This window comes from Pseudoflavonifractor intestinihominis (genome assembly GCF_040096055.1).
Taxonomy (GTDB): domain Bacteria; phylum Bacillota; class Clostridia; order Oscillospirales; family Oscillospiraceae; genus Pseudoflavonifractor; species Pseudoflavonifractor intestinihominis.
Window position 1 is genome coordinate 38,231 of sequence record NZ_JBBMFK010000009.1, and the last position, 21,867, is coordinate 60,097.

Sequence of the window (21,867 nt, forward strand, 5' to 3'; positions counted from 1 at the left end):
AGCGAAGCGACTTGGCTCGCTCGCTCTCTTTTTTTATCCTGAAAAGCAGAAGGGGTGGGAGGAACATGTATCAGGCGCTCTACCGCAAGTGGCGGCCCAGGACCTTTGACGATGTGGTGGGCCAGAGCCATATTACCGACACCCTCAAGCGGCAGGTGGCCACCGGCCGCCTGTCCCACGCCTACCTCTTCACCGGCACCCGGGGCACCGGTAAGACCACCTGCGCCAAGATTCTGGCCCGGGCGGTCAACTGCGAGCACCCGGTGGACGGCAATCCCTGCAACCAGTGCCCCTCCTGTCTGGGCATTGAGAACGGCTCCATCCTGGACGTGCTGGAGCTGGACGCCGCCTCCAACAACGGCGTGGATCAGGTCCGCGCCCTGCGGGATGAGGCGGTATACACCCCCGCCGCAGTCCGCAAGCGGGTGTACATCGTGGACGAGGTCCACATGCTGTCCACCGCCGCCTTCAACGCCCTGCTGAAGATTCTGGAGGAGCCCCCGGAGCACCTGATGTTCATCCTGGCCACCACCGAGCTGCACAAGGTGCCGGCCACCATCAAGTCCCGGTGCCAGCAGTTCGCCTTCAAGCGGATTCTGCCCGGGGACATCGCCCGGCGGCTGAGCTATGTGGCGGAGCAGGAGGGCATCGGCCTGACCGCCGAGGGCGCGGCCCTGCTGGCCCGGCTGGCAGACGGCGGCCTGCGGGACGCCCTGTCCCTGCTGGACCAGTGCGTCAACCCCTCGGGCACCATTGGCGAGGCGGAGGTGCTCTCCGCCCTGGGCCTGGCGGGCAACCTGGAGACGGCTGCTCTGATGGAGCAGATCGCCAAAAAGGAGACCGCCGGAGCCCTGGAGACCCTGGCCCGGCTGTACGGCGCAGGCAAGGACGTGGGCAGCCTGCTGAACGAGCTGTCCGCCCTGGCCCGGGACCTGCTGATCCGCAAGACCGCGCCCCAGAGCGGGACCGCCCTGCTGACAGGGGGATATGACGAGACCACCCTCCGCCGTCTGGACCGGCTGTTCACGCCGGCCCGGCTGGCCCAGATCCTGACCCAGCTCCAGGCCACCAGCGCCGACCTGTCCCGCAGCGGCAACCGGCGGACCGACGCGGAGCTGTGCCTCATCCGGCTGTGCGACGAGACCCTGGACCCCAGCCCGGCCGGACTGAATGCCCGGCTGACCCGGCTGGAGGAGCGGCTGTCGGGGGAAGCCATCCCCGTACAGCAGGTCCAGAGCCCGCCGGCAAAGCAGACGACTGCCCCGGCGGCCCAGCAGCCGCCCAAACAGACGGCGCCTGCCCGGAGCGAGGACCGTCCTCCCTGGGAGGAGGAGCGCCCGCCTCTGCCGGAGGAGCCGGGAGAGCGGGTAAACCCGGTTGCCGAAGAGGAAGCCGCCAGACCGGCGGCCCAGCCTCAGCGGACGGCGGAGCCGGTCCGGCAGGCTCCGACCCAACAGAGCGCCCCGGCCCGGCCCACTGCGGTCCAGACTGCCCCGGCGGCACAGAGCGCTCCGGGGGGAGATTTCTGGCCCGAGCTGGTCGCCTCCCTGAAGGGGCGCATCCCCATGGGGGAGTATACCTTCCTGTCCAACCCCGCCATGGTGCAGGGCCGGGCGGAGGGAAGCATGATTACCCTGTACGCAGAGAGCGATTTCACCCGGTCCATGATCAACAAGCCGGGCATCCTCAGCGTGGTGGCCCAGGCGGCCTCCGCCCGGCTGGGGGGACAGATGCGGGTGACGGTGACGGTGGGCCAGGCGCCTCCGGTGAGCGCCGCTCCGGCAGCACCTGCGGCAGACCCTCCGGCCCACGACAAGCTGGACGACCTGCTGGCCTTTGGGCAGCAGTTTGACAATATCATCATCAAATAACAGTTTCCGCCCGGAGGGCGGGCTGAAAGGAGAATGAACCATGGCGAAAGGCTTTGGACGCGCCGGAATGGGCGGCATGGGCGGCGGCATCAACATGAATATGATCAAGCAGGCCCAGAAGATGCAGGAGAACATGCAGAAGATGCAGGCTGAGCTGGAGGCCAAGGAGTACAGCGCCCAGGCCGGCGGCGGCGTGGTCTCCGCCACGGTCACCGGCAAGCGGGAACTGGTGTCCCTGACCATCGACCCCGAGGCGGTGGACCCGGAGGACGTGGAGATGCTCCAGGACATGATCGTGGCCGCCGTGAACGAGGCTATCCGCAGCGCGGAGACCGACATGGCCAACAATATGCGTCAGATTACCGGCGGACTGAACCTGCCGTTCTAAATCCGAGCCATACGGAGGAGACAGGGGCTTCCTGTCTCCTCCGCGCACTCTCAAGGAGGTCTTTGTGGAGAAAATCAATGTCCCCGGCGTAGGCATGCGCATGGTGAAAACCGCTGTGGCTGTGGTGCTGTGCTACTTTATTTTTCTGCCCTTCTGGCTGAGAATGCCGGTGGGGGAGTATGACCCGCTGAAAGACGTGGGACCATTTTACGCTTGTATTGCGGCCGTTATCTGTATGCAGAGCTCGGTGGCGCAGTCGGTGCGGCAGGGCGTGTCCCGGGTCATCGGCACCTGTATCGGCGGCCTGGTGGGCCTGGTCATTCTGTTTGTGGACGACCTGGTGGAGCAGCCTATTTTTCTGGGGCTCATGATCGGCATGGGCATTGTTCTCACCATGTGGATATGCAATCTGATCCGCCGCCCGAGCGCCTGCTCCATCGGCAGTGTGCTGGTGTGCGTGGTGATTCTCAACCACGGCGGCCCGGAGCGGTACTTCTATACCCTGTTCCGGGTGATGGAGACCATTGTGGGCATTGTGGTGGCGGTGGGAATCAACCATCTGCTGCCCGACAGGAGGAAGGACGCCGGGGAAACGGAGTAACAACACCGGATAGGGTCTGGTCCGGAGCGGGAACCGGGACCGCCTCATCCGGCGGAGATATAAAGGAGAGATTGTGATGGAGAAGGCAAAAGTATATTTTACCAGCATGCGCACCAAGCCCGGCCAGAACCAGCTGACCAAGCTGGAGAAGCTGATCCGCACCGCGGGCATCGGGGACATTGACTTTGAGAAGAAGCTGGTGGCCATCAAGATGCACTTCGGCGAGCCGGGCAACATGGCCTACCTGCGTCCCAACTGGGCCAAGGTGGTGGCCGACGTGGTGAAGGAGCTGGGCGGCATGCCCTTCCTCACCGACTGCAACACCCTCTACGTGGGCCAGCGGAAGAACGCCTACGACCATCTGAACGCCGCCTATACCAACGGCTTCAGCCCCTTCAGCACCGGCTGCCACATCATCATCGGCGACGGCGTGAAGGGCACCGACGACGTGGCCGTCCCCGTGGTGGGCGGCGAGTACGTGAAGGAGGCCAAGATCGGCCGTGCCATCATGGACGCGGATGTGTTCATCAGCCTGAGCCACTTCAAGGGCCATGAGGCCACCGGCTTCGGCGGCGCCCTGAAGAACATCGGCATGGGCTGCGGCAGCCGTGCGGGCAAGATGGAGCAGCACAATGCCGGCAAGCCGGTGGTGGACGAGAGCAAGTGCCGCAAGTGCCACGCCTGCGCCAGAAGCTGTGGCCAGGACGCCATCTTCTTTGACGGTACCGACGGCAAGGCCCGCATTGACCACGACCGCTGCGTGGGCTGCGGCCGCTGCCTGGGCGCCTGTAACTTTGACGCCATTGCCAACCTGGAGAATAACACCAACGCCATTCTGGACTGCAAGATGGCCGAGTACGCCAAGGCAGTGGTGGACGGCCGTCCCAACTTCCACATCAGCCTGGTCATCGACGTGTCCCCCCTGTGCGACTGCTACGGCAGCAACGACGTGCCGGTGCTGCCCGACCTGGGCATGTTCGCCTCCTTTGACCCGGTGGCCCTGGACCAGGCCTGTGCCGACGCCTGCCTGCGGCAGGAGCCTCTGCCCGGCTCCGAGCTGGATGAGAAGATGCACGCCCCCGGCTTCTGCGACCACCACGACCACTTCAAGAACCTGGAGCCCGACTCCGAGTGGAAGGCCTGCCTGGAGCACGCCGAGAAGATCGGCCTGGGTACCCGCTCCTATGAGCTGATCACCGTGAAGTAAAAACCCCTGAGACAAGACGCCCCGCCTGCCCATATCGGGCAGGCGGGGCGTTTTTCTGTCAGTCCACAGGGGGCACGTCGTCCTGGCGCTGGCTGCTGCCGGCCTCGCCCCGGACGGTGGAGGCGAAGGTGATGGCCCCGCCGCCGTACTTGTCCCGGATCTTGTCCATGGCCCGCTCCAGCCGCTCCAGCTTGTCCCGGTGGGGGGCGGCATTGGCGGCGAACAGATCCAGCTGCTCCCCGGCGTCGGCCTCGTCCACCAGATTCTGGCCGGTGACGGTGAGGGCCCGGATAGGCTGCTTCAGGTTCCAGGAGGAGAGCAGCAGCTCCAGGGCGGCGTCGGCGATGTCCCGGGACACATAGGTGGGGGCGGGGAGCCGCTTCTGGCGGCAGATGTCCCGGAAACCGGGGTCCCGGATGGTGACCTGCACGGTGGTGCACTTGAGGCCGTGCCGCCGCAGCCGGGCGGCCACCTCGTCGGACAGGGCGGACAGGCCGGTGCGCACGTCCTCCAGCCCCAGCAGGTTGCGCCGGAAGGTGAGGCCGCTGCCCACCGACTTGGGGGGCGGCAGGTCCCGGGCGGGGATCACCGGCTCGTGCTCCGTCCCGGCGGCATAGCTGTGGAGGGCGGCGCCCTGCTTGCCCAGAATGGCCACCAGGGCCTGGGGGTCGAACCGGGCCAGATCCCCGATGGTCTGGACGCCGTAGCTGCGGAGCACCTTGGCCGCCGCGCCGCCCACAAAGAGCAGGTCGGTCACCGGCAGGGGCCAGAGGAGCCGGCGGAAGTTCTCCCGGGTGATGACCGTGGTGGCGTCCGGCTTCTTGTAGTCGCTGCCCATCTTGGCAAAGACCTTGTTGAAGGACACCCCCACCGACACGGTCAGGCCGGTCTCCGCCTTCACCGTCTCCCGGATGCGGTCGGCAATGGCCTTTCCGTCCCCGCCCCACAGGTGCATGGAGCCGGTGATATCCAGCCAGCTCTCGTCGATGGAGAAGGGCTCCACCAGGTCGGTGAACCGGTCGTAGATGGCGTTGACCATGCGGGAGTACTTCCGGTATTGGTCCCGGTGGGCGGGGAGGAGCACCAGATCGGGGCACTTCTGCCTGGCCTGCCAGATGGTCTCGGCGGTCTTGACCCCCATGGCCTTGGCGGGCTCGTTCTTGGCCAGGATGATGCCATGGCGGGAGGTGGGGTCGCCGCACACGGCCACCGGCTTTCCGCTCTCCCGCAGCTCGGGCAGGGAGAGCAGCTCCACCGAGGCGTAGAAGCTGTTGAGGTCACAGTGGAGTATGGTCCGGTCCATGGCATTCACCCCTTTCGTACCGCCTTTCTCAAGAACAGTATAACCTCCGGGATGGAAAAAGTCAAACTTATGTTCTATATTCGGCCTATAAAAATGCCCCGCCCGGAGAGAGGATCGGGCGGGGCAGAGAGAAGCGGGCTCAGATCACGCCGGACAGAACCAGACCCAGCAGCACGGCAGTGGCCAGCAGGATAATGGCCACAATGGTAACACCAATGGTGCGGCGCTTGTGGGCCTGACCGGAGCTCTCATGCTCGGGGACCAGACGGGCCTTGCGCAGGGCGGTGACAACGGGCTTGTAGAGCAGCATGGTGAGGGCGCCGTTCATCAGGGCCTTGACCAGGTTGAAGGGGAGGAAGGCGGTGGGCAGCATGGCGACCACCACGTCCCGGGGGACATTCATGTACAGGGGGGTGATGAGGTAGTTCCACAGCAGCATGATGGCGGTCATCAGGATGCCGCCGATGACCAGGCCCACCACGGCGGCGGAGAGCTTCTGACGGCGCTTGTAGATAAAGGCGGCGGGGCAGACAAAGGCGATGGTGGACAGCACGTTCATCAGCAGGCCGATGGGACCGGTGTCACTGACGGTGACCATCTCGATGAGGGAGGTGACCACGGAGATGCACAGGGCGTTGAGGGGGCCGTACAGGAAGCCGCCGATGGCGATGATCACGTCCTTCATGTCGAAGGTGAGGAACCCGACCACGGTGAGGGGGGCAAAGATGGTCTTGGATACGAGCATGACCACATAGGCGATGGCGCAGAGCATACCGGTGCAGACGACGGTGCGCACATCCAGCCGCTTGGCGCTGGAATTGGGGAGGGAAGAGGACATAACGGACATAAAAAAACACTCCTGAAAGCAAAGTAACACCTGAAAAGCAATGCCTTTCAGGTGTTAAATACAATCAAGGAGGAGGTGTATCATCCATCGCATTAACACATCTTCTTCCATCCAGACTTCGCGCATGGAGCGTTGTGCGCGTCACTGTCGGTCCCGGAGTTGCACCGGGTCAGCCGCAATTGCTGCGGGTCGCGGACTATACCGCCGATCGGGATTTTCACCCTGCCCTGAAGACATTTTCTGTTCAGTTGTTCTAAGGCTATTATAGCGTGTGTGAAACAGAATGCAAGCCTTTTTTGAAAAAAGTTTTCGCACTGGTGTTCGAATATGGCGTTGACTTGGGCCGCTGGATATACTAGAATGGACACGACGAAAATGAAGAAGCCAGTGAGGAGAGCGCCATGGAACGAGAGACCACCTGCTGTTTTACGGGCCACCGGCCCGACAAGCTGCCCTGGCGGGACGACGAGTGGGACCCCCGCTGCGTGGCGCTGAAGGAGCGGCTGGCAGCCGCCCTGGAGGACGCCTATAACAAGGGCATGCGCCACTTCATCTGCGGCATGGCCCGGGGGGCGGACTTCTACTTCTGCGAGGCGGTCCTGGCCCTGCGGGAGCGGCGGCCCGGGGTCACCGTGGAGGCCGCCCTGCCCTGCGAGGAGCAGGCCGCCCACTGGAAGGAGCGGGACCGGAACCGGTATTTCAGGCTGGTTGCCCAGTGCGACTATGAGACCATGGTCCAGCACCACTACGACAGGGGCTGCATGCTCCGGCGGGACCGGTACATGGTGGACCGGTCGTCCATGATCATCGCGGTATACGGCGGCGTGCTGGGCGGCACCATGTACACCCTGTCCTACGCCATGAAAAAGGGCCTGGAAGTGAATATTCTGGACGTGGAGACATGACAAAGCGGAGCACCGGAGAGAATTCCGGTGCTCCGCTGTCTGTTTTATGCCTTCATGTGGTCCTCCAGCCAGGCGAGCACGTCCTGGTAGACCTGGTCCCGGTTGGTCTCGTTGAGCATCTCGTGGCGTCCGCCGGGGTAGAGCTTCATGGTCACGTCCCGGACGCCTGCGTCCTGGAAGAAGCCGTATACCTTCCGCACGCCCTCGCCCATGGCGCCCACCGGGTCCTGGTCGCCGGAGAAGAGGTAGATGGGGGTTTCCGGGTCCATCCGGGCCAGGTTGTTCTGGTCGGCGATGAACTGGAGGCCCTCCATCATGTCCCGGCTCATGCCGGCCGTGGGCAGGAAGGAGCACAGGGGGTCGGTCACGTAGGCGTCCACTACGTTGTTGTCTCGGGAGATCCAGTCCGCGCCGGTGCGGTTGGGGGCGAACTTCCGATTGTACATCCCAATGGACAGGTCGTTGAAGAACTTGCAGGGCACGCGGTACCCCCGGATGGCGCCGAACATGGCCAGCACCGCCTTGCCGAAGGACACGGTGGCGGCGGACTCCTGGCCTGTGCCCGAGAGGATGCAGCCGTCCAGGGTGCCGGGCCAGCGGATCAGGTAGGTGCGGGCCACAAAGGAGCCCATGGAGTGGCCCATCAGGAAGTAGGGCAGGCCGCTGTACCGCTCGCCGGTGAGCACCCGCAGCAGGCGCACATCGTCGGTGATGTGGGCCCAGCCGTCCTTTTCCGCCAGGAAACCGTACTCCTCGGGACCGGTGGCGGTGCCGCCGTGGCCCAGGTGGTCGTTGCCCACCACCACAAAGCCGTGGTCGGCCAGAAAACGGGCAAAGCCGTCGTACCGCAGAATATATTCCGAAATACCGTGGACCAGCTGGACCACCGCCCTGGGGCCGCCGTTTTCCGGCGTCCACTCGGCGGCGTGGACCTGGTGGATGCCGTCGCTGGAGGGGTAGGTAAATTCACGCAGATTCGCCATGGAAAATCCACTCCTTTTGTGTTAAAATAAGAACAACCCTGTGTATCCCGCCGGAGGAACGGCGGGCGGGAGAGAAATGTGGTCCTGATACCAGTCTATCCTGAACGGGAACGTTCGTCAATATACAACCCCGGCGCTCTGTCCGGACGGGGCACCTGGATGCAGAAAGGAAGCCTGAAACATGAGTGCAGCAGAACGGTTTCTCCGCTACGTAGCCTATGATACCCAGTCTGATGAGAACAGTACCACCGTACCCTCCACGGAGAAACAGAAAATTCTGGGCGCGGCCCTGGCCGCCGAGCTGTCCCAGATGGGGCTCCAGAACGCCCATATGGACGACCACGGCTATGTGTACGCCTGGCTGCCCGCCAGCCCCGGCTGTGAGGGTGTGCCCTGCGTGGGCCTCATCGCCCACATGGACACCTCGCCCGACGCCTCCGGCGCCGGCGTGAAGCCCCGGATCGTGGCCTATGAGGGGGGCGACCTGGTCCTCAACGAGGAGAAGGGCATCGTCATGCGGGAGGCGGAGTTTGAGAGCCTGGCCCGCTACAGGGGACAGAACCTGATCGTCACCGACGGCACCACCCTGCTGGGCGCCGACGACAAGGCGGGCGTGGCGGAGATCTTTACCGCTGTGGAGTACCTGGCGGCCCACCCTGAGGTGCGGCACGGCCGCATCGCCGTGGGCATCACCCCCGACGAGGAGGTGGGCCATGGGGCCGACCACTTCGACGTGGAGGGCTTCGGCGCCGCCGTGGCCTACACCGTGGACGGCGGCGAGCTGGGCGAGATCGAGTATGAGAACTTCAACGCCGCCAATGCCGGGGTCTATATCCACGGCGTGAACATCCACCCCGGCTCGGCCAAGAACAAGATGAAGAATGCCCTGCTGATGGCCATCGAGTTCATGAACATGATGCCGCCCGCCGAGACCCCGGCCCACACCGAGGGCTACGAGGGCTTCTACCACCTCCACGCCATGAAGGGCGACGAGACCGAGTCCGAGCTCCACTTCATCATCCGGGACCATGACCGGGAGAAGTTCGAGGAGCGGAAGCAGTACCTGGGCCGTGTGGCCGCCTATCTCAACGGCAAGTACGGCGAGGGTACCGTGGAGCTCTATCTGAAGGACTCCTATTACAACATGAAGGAGCAGATCGAGCCCCATATGTACCTCATCCTCCGGGCCCGGGCGGCCATGGAGAAGGCGGGGGTCACGCCCCAGGTGGTGCCCATCCGGGGCGGCACCGACGGCGCCCGGCTGAGCTATATGGGCCTGCCCTGTCCCAACCTGTCCACCGGCGGCGTCAACTTCCACGGCGTCCACGAGTATATCCCCGTGGAGAGCCTGGAGAAGATGGTGGAGGTGCTCATCAACCTGGTGACGGTGGAGGAGTAAAAACACAACAGTGCAAATGCGATAAAGAGGCCGGACCCCACAGGGGTCCGGCCTCTTGCTTTTTGTCTGGGCATCAGCCCTTGAGGGAGCTGGTGTAGAGAATGTCGCCGTTGGCGTCGTAAGCGGTGACCTGGATGATGGTGGCGCTGCGCAGGCCGGGCTCAGTGGGGGAGCCCACATAGCCGGTCAGGTCGGGATCGCCGGGATAGGTGTAATCCTTGACCACATAGCAGGTCTTGCCGTCCAGCTGGGCGATGTCGTTGCCGGCGGCGTCCTTGGTCAGCTCGCCCAGGCCGTCATAGGCGGCGTCCACGAACTGGTAGTTGTAGAGGGCGAGGCTGTCCAGGTCGGCGGCGTCCACGGTCTGGCTGGCGAAGAACTTCCAGGTGCCGCCCTCCGCGCCCTGAGCGGTGTAGAAGTGGGTGTACAGGCCGATGCGCATCTCATAGCTGGCCACCTTCTCGTCCTGAGAGGGAGTCACCACCAGCTTGCCGGTATCCTCCTCGATGGAGATGGCCAGGTTGTCGTCCTTCACGTCCACGTAGAGCTGGCCGCCGGTGACGGTGAAGCCGGCCTTGGCGGCGTCCTCAAACGCGGTCTTGTCGGTCTCGGACACAGCGGTGAAGTACTTGGCCACCAGGGTGCCCCGCACCGTGCCGGTGAGGGTGTTGTCGCCCTTGTACTCATAGGTGCGGGCAGCGGCGTTGGAGCCGTTGGCGGTCACGATGGAGGCGCGGGGGCAGCTCAGCTCGCCGGAGACGGTGCAGCCGTCCAGCACGATCTTGGTGTTGCAGGTCTCGGCGCCGTACTTGGGCAGCTGCCAGCCGATGAAGCAGGCGTTGTAGCCGTCGCCGGACAGGGAGGCGGCCATCTCACAGCCGGTCAGGGTGAGGGTAGAGTTGACCAGGGCCTCGTTCATCACAAAGGGAGCGTTGTTGCTGTCGATGCTGTGGGAGCCCTCGATGCGCACATTGGTGATCTTGATGTCAGCGGAGGTGCCCTCGGCGTTGTAGATCAGGGGCACCAGGTCGGCGGACCAGGGCTTGCTGTCCAGATTGGTGAGATCATAGGTCAGATTCCGGATCTCAGTGGTGCCGCGGACGGTGCGGAACACGCCGTACAGGGCGGTGCCGGCGCTGGAGGAGGAGATCTTGTGGCTGCCGCCGTCGAACACGATGTTCTGCACCAGCTCCACGCCGGAGTCCACGCTGTCCTTCAGGTCCAGGTCGTTGTTCAGAACGTAGTAGACCAGGTGCTGGCTGTCGCTGCCGCTGACCAGCTTGCTCAGCTGAGCGGCAGTGGCGACCTGGTAGGGGGCCTCAGCGGTGCCGTAGCCGCCGGCAAAGAGCTGGCTCCAGTAGTACTTGCCGCCGTTCTGGACGCAGGCGTAGCCCTCGGGGGCGTTGACGGTGACGCCGCCGTTGTCGCTGTAGACCCCGGCAGTCTCGCCGAAGGTGGAGGTGGCGTCAAAGGTGAGCACGGTGGCGTGATCCGGCACGTTCATGTCGATGTTCACGCCGCCCCAGGCGTTGCCGGAGGTGTGCAGGCCGGTGGCAGTGACGGAGGAGCTGTTGACGGTCAGACCGGCGCCAACGCTGCCCTGAAGGGTGACGTTCTCCAGGGTCACGTCCGCCGCGCAGTAGGCCTGCAGGCCGTAGGCCTTGCTGCTGCTGTTCAGAGTCAGGTTCTTGACGGTGACGTCGTCGGACTCGATGCCCAGCAGGTGCTTGTCGCTGTTGGTGGAGCCGGTCCAGCCCTCGGCGGCGGTGATGGTCATGCCGTTGCCGTCAATGGTGACGGGGCGGGAGACGGTGATCTTGCCGGAGGCCTCAAAGGAGGCGCCCAGCTTGACGGTGCTCATACCGCTGGCCAGCATGGCCTTCAGCTCGGCCTCGGTGTTGGCGGTGACCTCCAAGGCCAGGGTCAGGGTGACGGAGGTGTCGTAATTGCCCTTGATGGTCAGCGCGCCGACGGCGCCCTTGCTCTGGAAGTCGCTCACAATGGCGGAGACCAAGGTGTTGCCCTCGCTGTCCTGCCAGTTGGAGCCCTTGAGGGTGCCCTGGGCGTTCCAGGTGTAGGCGGTGCCGTTGTAGACGATGCCGGTGACGGAGGCGCCGTTATCCCGGCGGTACAGGGCACCCAGGTAGCGAGCAGCGTCGTTCATGGCCACGGTGCCGTCGCCGAACTGGGTCATGGAGAAGACGCCGCTGATGACGGCGGCATCGCCGTCCAGCTTCACGGAGTAGACGTCGGCGTAAGTATAGCCGTCCTCATACTTGTACTGATAGGCGTTCTGGACGGCGTTCTTCAGGGCCTCCTTGGCCTGAGCGGCGTAGTCCACAGTGCCGCCGGTGGAGCCGCCGCCGGTAGAGCCGCCGGTGGAGGGCTTGGTGGTGACGGCGGTGTCGCCGGCCTCCACGGAGCCGTTGCCGGTGGTGACGGACTCGGCGCTGTTGTTCTCCACCTTGGTGCCGGTGGTGGTGACGGTGGTGCCGGTGGCGCCGTTCTGGGCCTCCACATTGCTGACGGTACCGGCGCCCTCCACGGTGGTGTTGGAGCCGGAGGTGATGACGGAGTCGATCTTGGCGCCGCTCTCGGTCTTGATGGCGGTGCCGTCGGCGCTCTCGTCCACGGTCACGGACTCCACCTTGCCGGCCACGGTCAGGGTGGCGTTCTCGGCGGCGGTGGTCACGGTGCTGACGGCGGCGTCCTTGTTCACGGTGACGGTGGCGTCCACGGCGGTCTCGGTGATGCTGACGGTGTCCACCTGGCCGGAGATCTCCACGGCGGCGCCGGCGCCCTCCACGCTGACCGTACCCAGGTCGCCCTCCAGCTTCACGGAGTCGGTGCCCTGGTCCACGATCACCACGGATACCTGGGCGTCGTCCTCCACGGCCACGCGGACCTTGCCCTCCTGGCGGGAGACAATGATCTGGCCGATCTTGGAGTCGCCCTTGATGACGATGGAGTTGGCGCCGCCGCCACGGACCAGCAGGCGGCCGTCCACGGTGACGTTGTTCAGCTCCACGTGGCCCTGGCCCACGCCCTCGGCCACGATCAGGTCGCCGGTGATGTGCATGTCCTTCAGGGTCACGGCGTCGGCGCTGATGACGGCGGAGCCGTCCACATCGCCGGTGTACTCGCCGGAGGCGTTGTAGTTGGCGTTGAAGATATTGTCCAGAATGGTGACGACCTCAGCCCGGGTGATGGTGTCGGCGGGGCGGAACAGGCCGTTGCTGCCCTGCATGTAGCCGGCGGCGGCCATGGCGTTGACGGCGCCCACGGCCCAGTCGGGGATGGAGGCCTGGTCCTGGAAGCCAGCGTCGGGGGCGGACTGGGTGTCCAGGTTCAGCACGCGGGCGAACATGACGGCGGTCTCCTGCCGGGTGATGGACGCGCCGGGCTGGACAGTGCCGTCGCCCATGCCCATGATGATGCCGGCGGCGTTGGCGCCCAGGATGGCGTCGGTGTACCAGCTCTGATCCAGGTCGGTGAAGGTGTTCTGAGCCTTGAGCTGGTAGGCCATGACCCGGTCCAGCATCACGGCCATCTCACCGCGGGTGATGCCGCTGTCGGGCATGAGGTTGCCGTTCTGGTCGCCCTTGATAACGCCGTAGTTCTGCCAGGTGTTCAGGGCATCCTGGGCCCAGTGGCCCGCGGTATCGCCGGCGGCAAAGGCGGGAGCGGCCTGAGCCAGCACCAGGGTGCCGGCCAGAAGGGAAGTTGCGAGTTTCTTCTTCAAGTGTAGACAACTCCTTTTTAAAAATGTAGATATTGGCGGGATATGCGGGATATACCGGAAAGCATGGTGTTTCTCTGAAATTCCGTCATCTGGAAAGCTGCTACAGATTATAGCAGGAGAAGGTTACAAGGTCAAGAGGAAAAAACGATATTTATTACTATTTTATTACTATTGCAATAAAAACCGTGTTTCCGTTTGGTATAGCTGTAAAATCCATGAACTGGAAAGGTGTCAAAAAGGTTGCGAGGAGGCGTGGAGCAAGTCTTAACAAAAAGTTCATGGGTATTTCAGTCTGGTTTCAGCTTGGGCTGATATGCTCTGCTCTGCATGAGTACCGTCCCTGTCCGGGACGGCAGAGCAAAGGAGGATATGGCATGATAGAAGTACGCGACCTGGTGAAGCGCTACGGCCGTCACACGGCGGTGGACCACCTCAGCTTCACCGTGGAACAGGGGCAGGTGTACGGGTTCCTGGGTCCCAACGGCGCGGGTAAGTCCACCACCATGAATATCATGACCGGCTATCTGGGCCCCACCGAGGGCGAGGTGCTGGTGGACGGGCACAGCATGACCGATGAGCCGGAAAAGGCCCGGCGTCATATCGGCTATCTGCCCGAGCAGCCGCCCCTGTATGTGGATATGACGGTGACCGAGTACCTGCTCTTTGCCGCCGAGCTGAAAAAAGTCCCCGCCAGAGGCCGGAGCGGCGAGGTAAAGCGGGTCATGGAGCGCACCATGCTCACCGATGTGGCGGGCCGCCTCATCCGCAACCTGTCCAAGGGCTACAAGCAGCGGGTGGGCATCGCCCAGGCTCTGCTGGGCAACCCGGAGATCGTGATCCTGGATGAGCCCACCGTGGGCCTGGACCCCAAGCAGATCATTGAGATCCGGACCCTGATCCGGGACCTGGCCAGGGAGCACACCGTGATCCTCAGCTCCCACATTCTGGCCGAGGTCCAGGCGGTGTGCGACCGGATCCTCATCATCCACCACGGGAAGATGGTGGCCTCGGGCACACCGGAGGAGCTGGAGCGCCAGCTGGCCGGCACCACTGCCCTGGAGGTCACCCTGAAGGCGGACGAGGCCGCGGGCCGGAACCTGCTGCGGGGCGTGTCCGGCGCGGGGGCGGTGTCCTACCGGCCCGGCGCGGCGGAAGGGGAGAGCACCTTCCGGGTGGAAAGCCGCAAGGGAGACCTGCGGGAGAAGATCTTCCAGGCCTGTGCGGCGGAGGGCGTGGCCCTGCTGGGGCTGCGCAGCGCCGGTATGACCCTGGAGGACGTGTTCCTCAAGCTCACCGCCGACGACGGCGTCCCTGCGGAGCCGTCCGCAGCCCGCGGGGAAAAAGAGGAGGATGAGGCGGAATGAAGGCTGTGTACAAACGGGAGCTGCGCTCCTATTTCACCAGCATGACGGGCTATCTCTTTATCGCCGTGGTAGTGTTCTTCATCGGCATCTACTTTATGGCCAACAACCTGTACTACGGCGCCCCCGGCTTTGCCACCACCCTGCTCAACGTGATGGTGGTGCTGCTGGTGGCGGTGCCCGTGCTCACCATGCGCTCCATGGCCGAGGAGCGGCGCAGCCGCACCGACCAGCTGCTGCTCACCGCGCCGGTGTCCGTGACCGGGGTGGTGATGGGCAAGTATCTGGCCATGGTGACCATCCTGGCCATCCCCATGGCCCTCTCCTGCATCTGCCCCCTCATCATCGCCGCCAACGGCACGTCCCAGCTCCTGTCGGACTACGCATCCATCTTCGCCTTTTTCCTGATGGGGTGCGTGTTCGTGGCGGTGGGCATGTTCATCTCCTCCCTCACCGAGAGCCAGATCATCGCCGCCGTGGGCACCTTCGCCGCCCTGCTGACCCTGTACCTGTGGGACAGCCTGATGCAGTTCCTGCCCGACGCCCTGTCCAATGTGCTGGGGCTGTTCTCCTTCAGCTCCGTGCTGAACAACTTCGCCTATTATAATGTGTTCGACGTGCGGGGCGTGGTGCTCTACCTGACATTGGCCGGGCTCTTTGTCTTTCTGACCGTGCAGGCGCTCCAGAAGCGCCGCTGGAACTGAGGGGGTGACCGCTTTGAAGAAGAACCATCACAAGCTCCGCCAGGGCGGTTACCTGGCGGCTACCACCGCCATCGTGGTGGCCATCGTGATTTTCATCAACCTGATCGTGGGCCAGCTGCCCACCCATCTGCTGGAGTTCGACCTGTCGGACAAACAGCTCTACACCGTCAGCGACACCTCCAAGGAGTTCCTGGCCGGGCTGGACAAGGACGTGGAGATCGTGGTCCTGGCCGAGGAGAGCAGCGTGGATGAGCGCATCTCCAAGTTCCTGGACAACTACGCCGCCCTCTCCGGCCATATCACCGTCACGGAGGTGGACCCGGTGGCCCACCCCTCTGCCGCCGAGAGCTACAACGCGGCGGTCAACTCCCTGGTGGTCCGGTGCGAGGAGACGGGCAAGGCCAAGGCCATCTCCTTTGACGACATCATCGTCTATGACCAGATGTACTACTATATGTACGGCCAGAAATATGAGACCGAGTTTGATGCCGAGGGTCAGCTGACCTCTGCCGTGGACTATGTGACCGGCGACAACGACACGGTGATCTACACCATGGAGAACCACGGCGAGACCGCCCTGTCCACCCAGGTCACCGACGCCATCGAGAAGGCCAACCTGACCCTGGACAGCACCAGCCTGCTCCTCACCGGCACTGTGCCCGAGGACTGCAGCCTGCTCATCAGCTACGGCGCGTCCAAAGACCTGACCGACGACGAGCTGTCCATGATCGAGACCTATCTGGACGGCGGCGGACAGGTGATGTTTGTCCTGGCCAAGACCGAGGAAAAATTGCCCAACTGGGAGGCCCTCATGGCGGAGTACGGCCTGACCCTGGCCGACGGCTACGTGGCCGACACCGCCCGGTACTATCCCCAGCTGGGCAGCGCCTACGCCATCGCGCCGGTGCTCTCCTCCTCCAGCTCCATCACCAGTGATTTCTCGGACGACGACCTGACCCTGATGCTCAACGTCCGGGGCATGACCGAGCTGGAGACCCTGCCCGACAACGTGACCGTCACCCCCTTCCTGGAGACCTCCTCCTCCGGCGTGGCCGTCACAGAGGACGGCACCCAGACCCAGGGCACCTATCTCCTGGGCGCGGTGAGCGAGAAGACCGACGGGGACGGGAACGCCGCCGGGCGGCTCACCGTCATCTCCTCGGCCTCCCTGGTGGACGAGAGCATCCTGAACACCATCCCCAACGGCGTCAACCTGGACGTGTTCATGAACGCGGTCACCGACGGCTTTGAGGACATCGACAACATCTCCATTGAGCCCAAGAGCCTGGAGACCACCTATAATACCATCCAGAACGCCGGCAGCTGGAGCCTGCTCTTCATCGCCGTCATCCCGGTGATCACCCTGATCGTGGGCCTGGTGTACTGGCTGCGCAGGAGGAAACTGTAATGAACAAGGCGACCAAGCTGATGTATGTGCTGGTGGGCGTGCTGGTGGTGTGCATGGCGGCCTATCTGGGCCTGCGCTGGTGGAACGACACCGCCGAGGACCGGGAGGTGGACGACAGCACCTATCTGGCCCGGCTGGAGGACATCACCGCCCTCGCCTGGCAGCGGTCGGGGGAGACCCTGTCCTTTGAGAAGGATGAGGACGGCCAGTGGCACGACGCCTCTGACGCCGACTTCCCCCTGGACCAGAGCTACCTGACCGCCGTGGAGACCACCCTCTCCCAGCTCTCGGCCGTGAAGGTCATCCCGGACCCGGAGGAGGATTCCTCCTACGGGCTGGACGCCCCCGACCTGACCCTCACCGCCGCCACCGCTGACGGGGAGAGCGTGGAGCTCACCGTGGGCAGCGAGGTGGACGGCAACTACTACGCCCGTCCCGCTGGAGACACCCAGGTGTATACCATCTCCGCCGCGCTGATGAACCAGACCGAGTACGGTCTGATGGAGATGATCGATCTGGACACCATCCCCACGGTCACCGAGTCCAGCGTGGAGTCGGTGGAGATCACCTCCGGCGGCGTCACCACCCTGTTTACCAAGGAGACCGTCACCGATACCGATGAGGAGGGCAACGAGACCACCTCCTATGTCTGGAGCCGGGATGGGGAGGCGCTGTACAGTGAGGACAGCAATCTGGAGGACGGCGTGGACGCCCTGGCCGGGCTGTCCTTCACCTCCTGCGCCTACTGGAAGCCCAGCGAGGACACCCTGACCGCCTGCGGTCTGGACGACACCGCCGCCAGGATCACCATAACCTATGAGGGCGGGAGCGTCACCCTGCTGCTGGGCGGCACTGACGAGAACGGCTACTACTACGCCCAGCTGGAGGGCTCCCAGCAGGTGAACCTGATGTACGCCGCCACGCCGGACAGCCTGCTGGGGCTGCTGACCGCCCAGACCCAGGCGGAGGCCGACGCCGCCGCCCAGGCGGGAGCGGCCGAGTCTGAGACGGCGGAGGATACCTCCGGCGAGACGGAGGCTGCGGCTGAGACGACCGACAGCCCTGCGGAGACAGACGGCGGCGCGGAGTGATTCCAATATGATCCCACAGGCGGACGCGATGGTTATCCACTGCGTCCGCCTTTTTGTGGACAATTTCTCCGGGCAGGAGGAAAAAATCCTGGCAAACCGGGGCGAAAAGCGGCGGAAGAGGGCGGCGGGGGTGTTGACAAACGGACAGTTTGTGATACAATATCTAAGCTAAAAGCCATGACGAAGCCAAGCGGGCCACGCCGCGACGAGCGAGAGGGGACGGTGAGAGCCCTCCGCGACACGGACCCGCGCGCCACTTCACCAGCCGCCCGCGACGAGCGGGACGCCTCATCCCCGTTACCGGATGACATGAGATGCTCCGTTTTGGGGCAGATCAGGGTGGTACCGTGGAGTGAATTTGCTCCGCCCCTGACGTGGGGCGGGGCTTTTTTTATGACCGAACAGGGGGTGTATGAATGCTTGACAGCCAGGGATTTGATCTGTGGGCGGACGACTATGACAGGGATGTGGGACTGTCCGACGAATCCGACCGATATCCCTTTGCTGGATATCGGGAGATACTGAACGATATTTACAACCGCATCCTCTCCCGTCGGGGTGACGAGGCCCCCAGAGTGCTGGACCTGGGGTTCGGTACAGGGACACTGACTACGCGGCTTTATGGCCGGGGCTGCCGAATCTGGGGACAGGACTTTTCCCCGCACATGATTGCTCGGGCACGGGAAAAGATGCCGGAGGCGGAACTGTATCAGGGCGATCTGAGCAAGGGCCTGGTTGACGCGCTGTCAGCACAGAAATACGACGCGATCGTTGCCACCTACTCCCTACACCATCTGACCGACGGCCAGAAAGCCAATTTCCTGAGAGAACTGCTCCCCCTGCTCAACCCGGGCGGGAGTATCTATATCGGCGATGTGGCCTTTGCCACACAGGAGGAACTGGAGCGGTGCAGGGAGAAGGCCGGAACCGACTGGGACGACGACGAGATCTATTTCGTGGTGGACCGGTTGAAAGAGCAGTTTCCATGGCTCACCTTTACCCGCCATTCCGACTGCGCCGGTCTGATCGAGTTGACACAGATAGATGGCTCGGCGGCCCCACCGCCGCAGAATTGAAAAAATCAGAATTGAAAATAATCAGCAATTCAAATGTGGAGGTAGATTCCCATGAAAAACCCCAAGGCTTACGGCCTTAACGAGCTGCGCGAGATGTTCCTGAAGTTCTTTGAGACAAAGGGCCATCTGCGCCTGCCCAGCTTCTCCCTCATCCCCCAGAACGACGCCAGCCTGCTGCTCATCAACTCCGGCATGGCGCCCATGAAGCCCTTCTTCACCGGCGAGCAGGAGCCCCCCCGCCACCGTGTGACCACCTGCCAGAAGTGCATCCGTACCGGCGACATTGAGAACATCGGCCACACCGCCCGCCACGGCACCTACTTCGAGATGCTGGGCAACTTCTCCTTCGGCGACTACTTCAAAAAGGAGGCCATTCACTGGGCCTGGGAATTCCTGACCAGCCCCGAGTGGGTGGGCCTGGACCCCCAGCGGCTCTATCCCTCCGTGTTCGCCGGCAACGAGACCACCCCCGCCGACGATGAGGCCTTCCGCATCTGGAATGAGGAGATCGGCATCCCCGCCGACCGGATCTTCAAGTTCGGCAAGGAGGACAACTTCTGGGAGCACGGCTCCGGCCCCTGCGGCCCCTGCTCCGAGATCTACTATGACCGCGGTCCCCAGTGGGGCTGCGGCAAGCCCGGCTGCACCGTGGGCTGCGACTGCGACCGGTATATCGAGGTCTGGAACATCGTGTTCTCCCAGTTCAACAACGACGGCGAGGGCCACTATACCGAGCTCAAGCAGAAGAACATCGACACCGGCATGGGCCTGGAGCGTCTGGCCTGCGTGTGCCAGGACGTGGCGTCCCTCTTCGACGTGGACACCGTCATGAACATCACCAACAAGGTCTCCGAGATCACCCACGCCCACTACGGCGAGAGCCAGGCCAAGGACGTGTCCCTGCGCGTTATCACCGACCACATCCGCTCCGCCACCTTCATGATCTGTGACGGCGTGCTGCCCTCCAACGAGGGCCGTGGCTACGTGCTGCGCCGCCTGCTCCGCCGGGCCGCCCGCCACGGCAAGCTGCTGGGCGTCAACGACCCCTTCCTCTATGAGGTGTGTGACACCGTCATCCACGAGAATGAGGGCCACTACCCCGAGCTGCGGGAGCGCCAGGACTATATCACCAAGGTCATCCGTACCGAGGAGGAGAACTTCGCCCGCACCATCGACGGCGGCATGAAGATCTTCAACGACCTGCTCTCCGGCCACAAGGCCAAGGGCGAGACCGTGTTCTCCGGCGCCGACGCCTTCAAGCTGTACGACACCTACGGCTTCCCCATCGACCTGACCATTGAGATGGTCCAGGAGCAGGGCATGACCGTGGACCAGGAGGGCTTCAAGGCCCTCATGGAGGAGCAGAAGGTCCGGGCCCGCAAGGCCCGCGAGGCCCTGGGCGACCTGGGCTGGGCCGGCGTGGAGTTCGGCAAGGACGTGCCCGAGACCCAGTTCGTGGGCTACGATCACACCGCCATCGACGACGCCAAGGTGGTGGCCCTGGTGGTGGAGAATGAGCAGGCCGAGGAGGTCATGCCCGGCGTGGAGGCCATCGTGGTGCTGGACAAGACCCCCTTCTACGCCGAGATGGGCGGCCAGGTGGCCGACCACGGCGTCATCACCGCCGGCTCCGCTGTCTTTACCGTCACCGACGTGCAGAAGAACAAGGGCGGCAAGTATATGCACTACGGCAAGCTGTCCGGCGGCGTCATCAAGCTGGGCGACACCGTGTCCGCCTCCATTGACGTGAAGCGGCGCAAGGCCGTCATGCGGGCCCACACCGCCACCCACCTGCTGGACAAGGCCCTGCGCACCGTGCTGGGCGACCACGTGCAGCAGGCCGGCTCCCTGGTGGAGGAGGACCGGCTCCGCTTTGACTTCACCCACTTCTCCGCCATGACCGCCGAGGAGCTGGGCAAGGTGTCCGCCCTGGTCAATGAGGCCGTGCTGGAGGGCTACAACGTCCACACCGACGTACTGCCCATCGAGGAGGCCAAGAAGAAGGGCGCCATCGCCCTGTTTGGCGAGAAGTACGGCGACACCGTCCGCGTGGTGGACATGGGCGAGGGCTACTCCGTGGAGTTCTGCGGCGGCACCCACCTGGACAACACCGCCAAGGTGGGCGTGTTCCACATTGAGAGCGAGTTCTCCGTGGCCTCCGGCGTGCGCCGCATCGAGGCCACCACCGGCGCCCAGTCCCTGAAGGTCATGAACCAGAACCAGGAGAAGCTGTTCGAGGCCGCCGCGGTCCTCAAGACCAAGCCCAGCGAGCTGCGGGAGAAGGCCGAGCAGACCATCGCCGAACTGCGTGAGCTGCGCCACATGGTGGAGAAGTTCAAGGCCAAGGAGGCCGCCGGCGAGACCGACCGGTTCCTCATGGGCGGCCACGCCGTGGGCGACCTGAAGGTGCTCACCGCCACCCTGCCCAATGCCGACGCGGCCAAGCTGCGCCAGATGGGCGACATGCTCCGGGACAAGCAGCCCAACGTGGTGGCGGTGCTCTCCACCGTCAACGACGGCAAGATCACCTTCCTGGCCGTGTGCGGCAAGGAGGCCGTGAGCAAGGGCGTCAAGGCCGGCGACCTGATCAAGCAGGTGTGCTGCTGCTGCGGCGGCAAGGGCGGCGGCAAGCCGGACAGCGCCATGGGCGGCGGCTCCGACGTGCTGAAGCTGGACGACGCGCTGGCCAAAGTGGACGATTTCGTGGCGGAGAAGCTGGGGCAGTAAGCCGCCCGGCGTCTCTGCGCACAGCTCAGTCCGGTGGACTGGAAAGGAGGGGCTGCGTATGCTGCCTCAGGACCCTGTGATTTTGCTCAGCTACCTCAACACCAAGCTGCGGGATGAGTACCCCAGCCTGGAGGCGCTGTGCGACGATCTCCAGGCCGACGCCGGGGAGATCACGGCCAAGCTGGAGGCCATTGGATATACCTATGACCCTCAGCGGAACCAGTTCGTATAAATAAAAAGCGGGGCAGGACCGT

17 protein-coding genes and 1 riboswitch are annotated in these 21,867 nt (G+C 64.0%); of the genes, 13 read left to right on the top strand and 4 right to left on the bottom strand.

Annotated features, from left to right (window positions below):
* Positions 1-65 precede the first annotated feature (65 nt).
* From dnaX to WMO64_RS06930, 4 genes are all read left to right on the top strand, one after another.
* A complete protein-coding gene (gene dnaX, locus WMO64_RS06915; protein WP_349231498.1) occupies positions 66-1,871 on the top strand; it encodes a DNA polymerase III subunit gamma/tau in 1,806 nt (601 codons plus the stop codon).
* A 40-nt stretch (positions 1,872-1,911) separates the two neighbouring features.
* Positions 1,912-2,259 carry a YbaB/EbfC family nucleoid-associated protein gene (locus WMO64_RS06920; protein WP_349231499.1) on the top strand — a complete coding sequence of 116 codons (348 nt, stop codon included), beginning with the start codon at positions 1,912-1,914 and terminating at the stop codon, positions 2,257-2,259.
* Positions 2,260-2,323: 64 nt separating this feature from the next.
* Positions 2,324-2,860, top strand: a complete 537-nt coding sequence (locus WMO64_RS06925) for an FUSC family protein (protein ID WP_294517032.1) — start codon at positions 2,324-2,326, stop codon at positions 2,858-2,860.
* A 76-nt stretch (positions 2,861-2,936) separates the two neighbouring features.
* Positions 2,937-4,067 carry a DUF362 domain-containing protein gene (locus WMO64_RS06930; RefSeq protein WP_349231500.1) on the top strand — a complete coding sequence of 377 codons (1,131 nt, stop codon included), beginning with the start codon at positions 2,937-2,939 and terminating at the stop codon, positions 4,065-4,067.
* Positions 4,068-4,125: 58 nt separating this feature from the next.
* Here WMO64_RS06930 and dinB read toward each other — a convergent pair whose 3' ends face one another.
* Positions 4,126-5,370 carry a DNA polymerase IV gene (dinB, locus tag WMO64_RS06935; RefSeq protein WP_349231501.1) on the bottom strand — a complete coding sequence of 415 codons (1,245 nt, stop codon included), beginning with the start codon at positions 5,368-5,370 and terminating at the stop codon, positions 4,126-4,128.
* A 139-nt stretch (positions 5,371-5,509) separates the two neighbouring features.
* Positions 5,510-6,217, bottom strand: coding sequence for an ECF transporter S component (locus WMO64_RS06940; protein WP_349231502.1), 708 nt, complete (start codon positions 6,215-6,217; stop codon positions 5,510-5,512).
* A 95-nt stretch (positions 6,218-6,312) separates the two neighbouring features.
* Positions 6,313-6,456, bottom strand: a riboswitch (FMN riboswitch).
* Between the two features lie 162 nt (positions 6,457-6,618).
* Here WMO64_RS06940 and WMO64_RS06945 point away from each other — a divergent pair.
* On the top strand, positions 6,619-7,122 hold the full coding sequence (locus tag WMO64_RS06945; RefSeq protein WP_349231503.1) for an SLOG family protein: 504 nt from the start codon (positions 6,619-6,621) through the stop codon (positions 7,120-7,122).
* A gap of 44 nt (positions 7,123-7,166) precedes the next feature.
* Here the strand turns inward: WMO64_RS06945 and WMO64_RS06950 are convergent, their stop codons facing one another.
* Positions 7,167-8,105 carry an alpha/beta hydrolase gene (locus WMO64_RS06950; protein WP_349231504.1) on the bottom strand — a complete coding sequence of 313 codons (939 nt, stop codon included), beginning with the start codon at positions 8,103-8,105 and terminating at the stop codon, positions 7,167-7,169.
* A gap of 181 nt (positions 8,106-8,286) precedes the next feature.
* Here WMO64_RS06950 and pepT point away from each other — a divergent pair, with 181 nt between their 5' ends.
* On the top strand, positions 8,287-9,504 hold the full coding sequence (pepT, locus tag WMO64_RS06955) for a peptidase T (RefSeq protein ID WP_349231505.1): 1,218 nt from the start codon (positions 8,287-8,289) through the stop codon (positions 9,502-9,504).
* A gap of 73 nt (positions 9,505-9,577) precedes the next feature.
* Here the strand turns inward: pepT and WMO64_RS06960 are convergent, their stop codons facing one another.
* On the bottom strand, positions 9,578-13,246 hold the full coding sequence (locus WMO64_RS06960; protein ID WP_349231506.1) for an S-layer homology domain-containing protein: 3,669 nt from the start codon (positions 13,244-13,246) through the stop codon (positions 9,578-9,580).
* Between the two features lie 374 nt (positions 13,247-13,620).
* Here WMO64_RS06960 and WMO64_RS06965 point away from each other — a divergent pair, with 374 nt between their 5' ends.
* The 7 genes from WMO64_RS06965 to WMO64_RS06995 all read left to right on the top strand — a co-directional run bounded on the left by WMO64_RS06965 (position 13,621) and on the right by WMO64_RS06995 (position 21,845).
* Entirely contained in the window at positions 13,621-14,610 is a 990-nt protein-coding gene (locus WMO64_RS06965) for an ABC transporter ATP-binding protein (protein ID WP_294517013.1), read from the top strand.
* A complete protein-coding gene (locus WMO64_RS06970; protein ID WP_294517011.1) occupies positions 14,607-15,311 on the top strand; it encodes an ABC transporter permease in 705 nt (234 codons plus the stop codon). The genes WMO64_RS06965 and WMO64_RS06970 overlap by 4 nt, the downstream gene beginning before the upstream one ends.
* A 4-nt stretch (positions 15,312-15,315) precedes the next feature.
* On the top strand, positions 15,316-16,719 hold the full coding sequence (locus WMO64_RS06975) for a DUF7088 domain-containing protein (RefSeq protein ID WP_349231507.1): 1,404 nt from the start codon (positions 15,316-15,318) through the stop codon (positions 16,717-16,719).
* Positions 16,719-17,810 (top strand): DUF4340 domain-containing protein, encoded by a 1,092-nt coding sequence (locus WMO64_RS06980; RefSeq protein ID WP_349231508.1) that lies wholly within the window; start codon positions 16,719-16,721, stop codon positions 17,808-17,810. Before WMO64_RS06975 ends, WMO64_RS06980 begins: the two co-directional genes overlap by 1 nt.
* A gap of 416 nt (positions 17,811-18,226) precedes the next feature.
* A complete protein-coding gene (locus WMO64_RS06985) occupies positions 18,227-18,886 on the top strand; it encodes a class I SAM-dependent methyltransferase (protein ID WP_349231509.1) in 660 nt (219 codons plus the stop codon).
* A 51-nt stretch (positions 18,887-18,937) separates the two neighbouring features.
* A complete protein-coding gene (alaS, locus tag WMO64_RS06990) occupies positions 18,938-21,613 on the top strand; it encodes an alanine--tRNA ligase (RefSeq protein WP_349231510.1) in 2,676 nt (891 codons plus the stop codon).
* Between the two features lie 58 nt (positions 21,614-21,671).
* Complete coding sequence (locus WMO64_RS06995) at positions 21,672-21,845, top strand: DUF4250 domain-containing protein (protein ID WP_294516999.1); 174 nt, start codon at positions 21,672-21,674, stop codon at positions 21,843-21,845.
* Positions 21,846-21,867 lie beyond the last annotated feature (22 nt).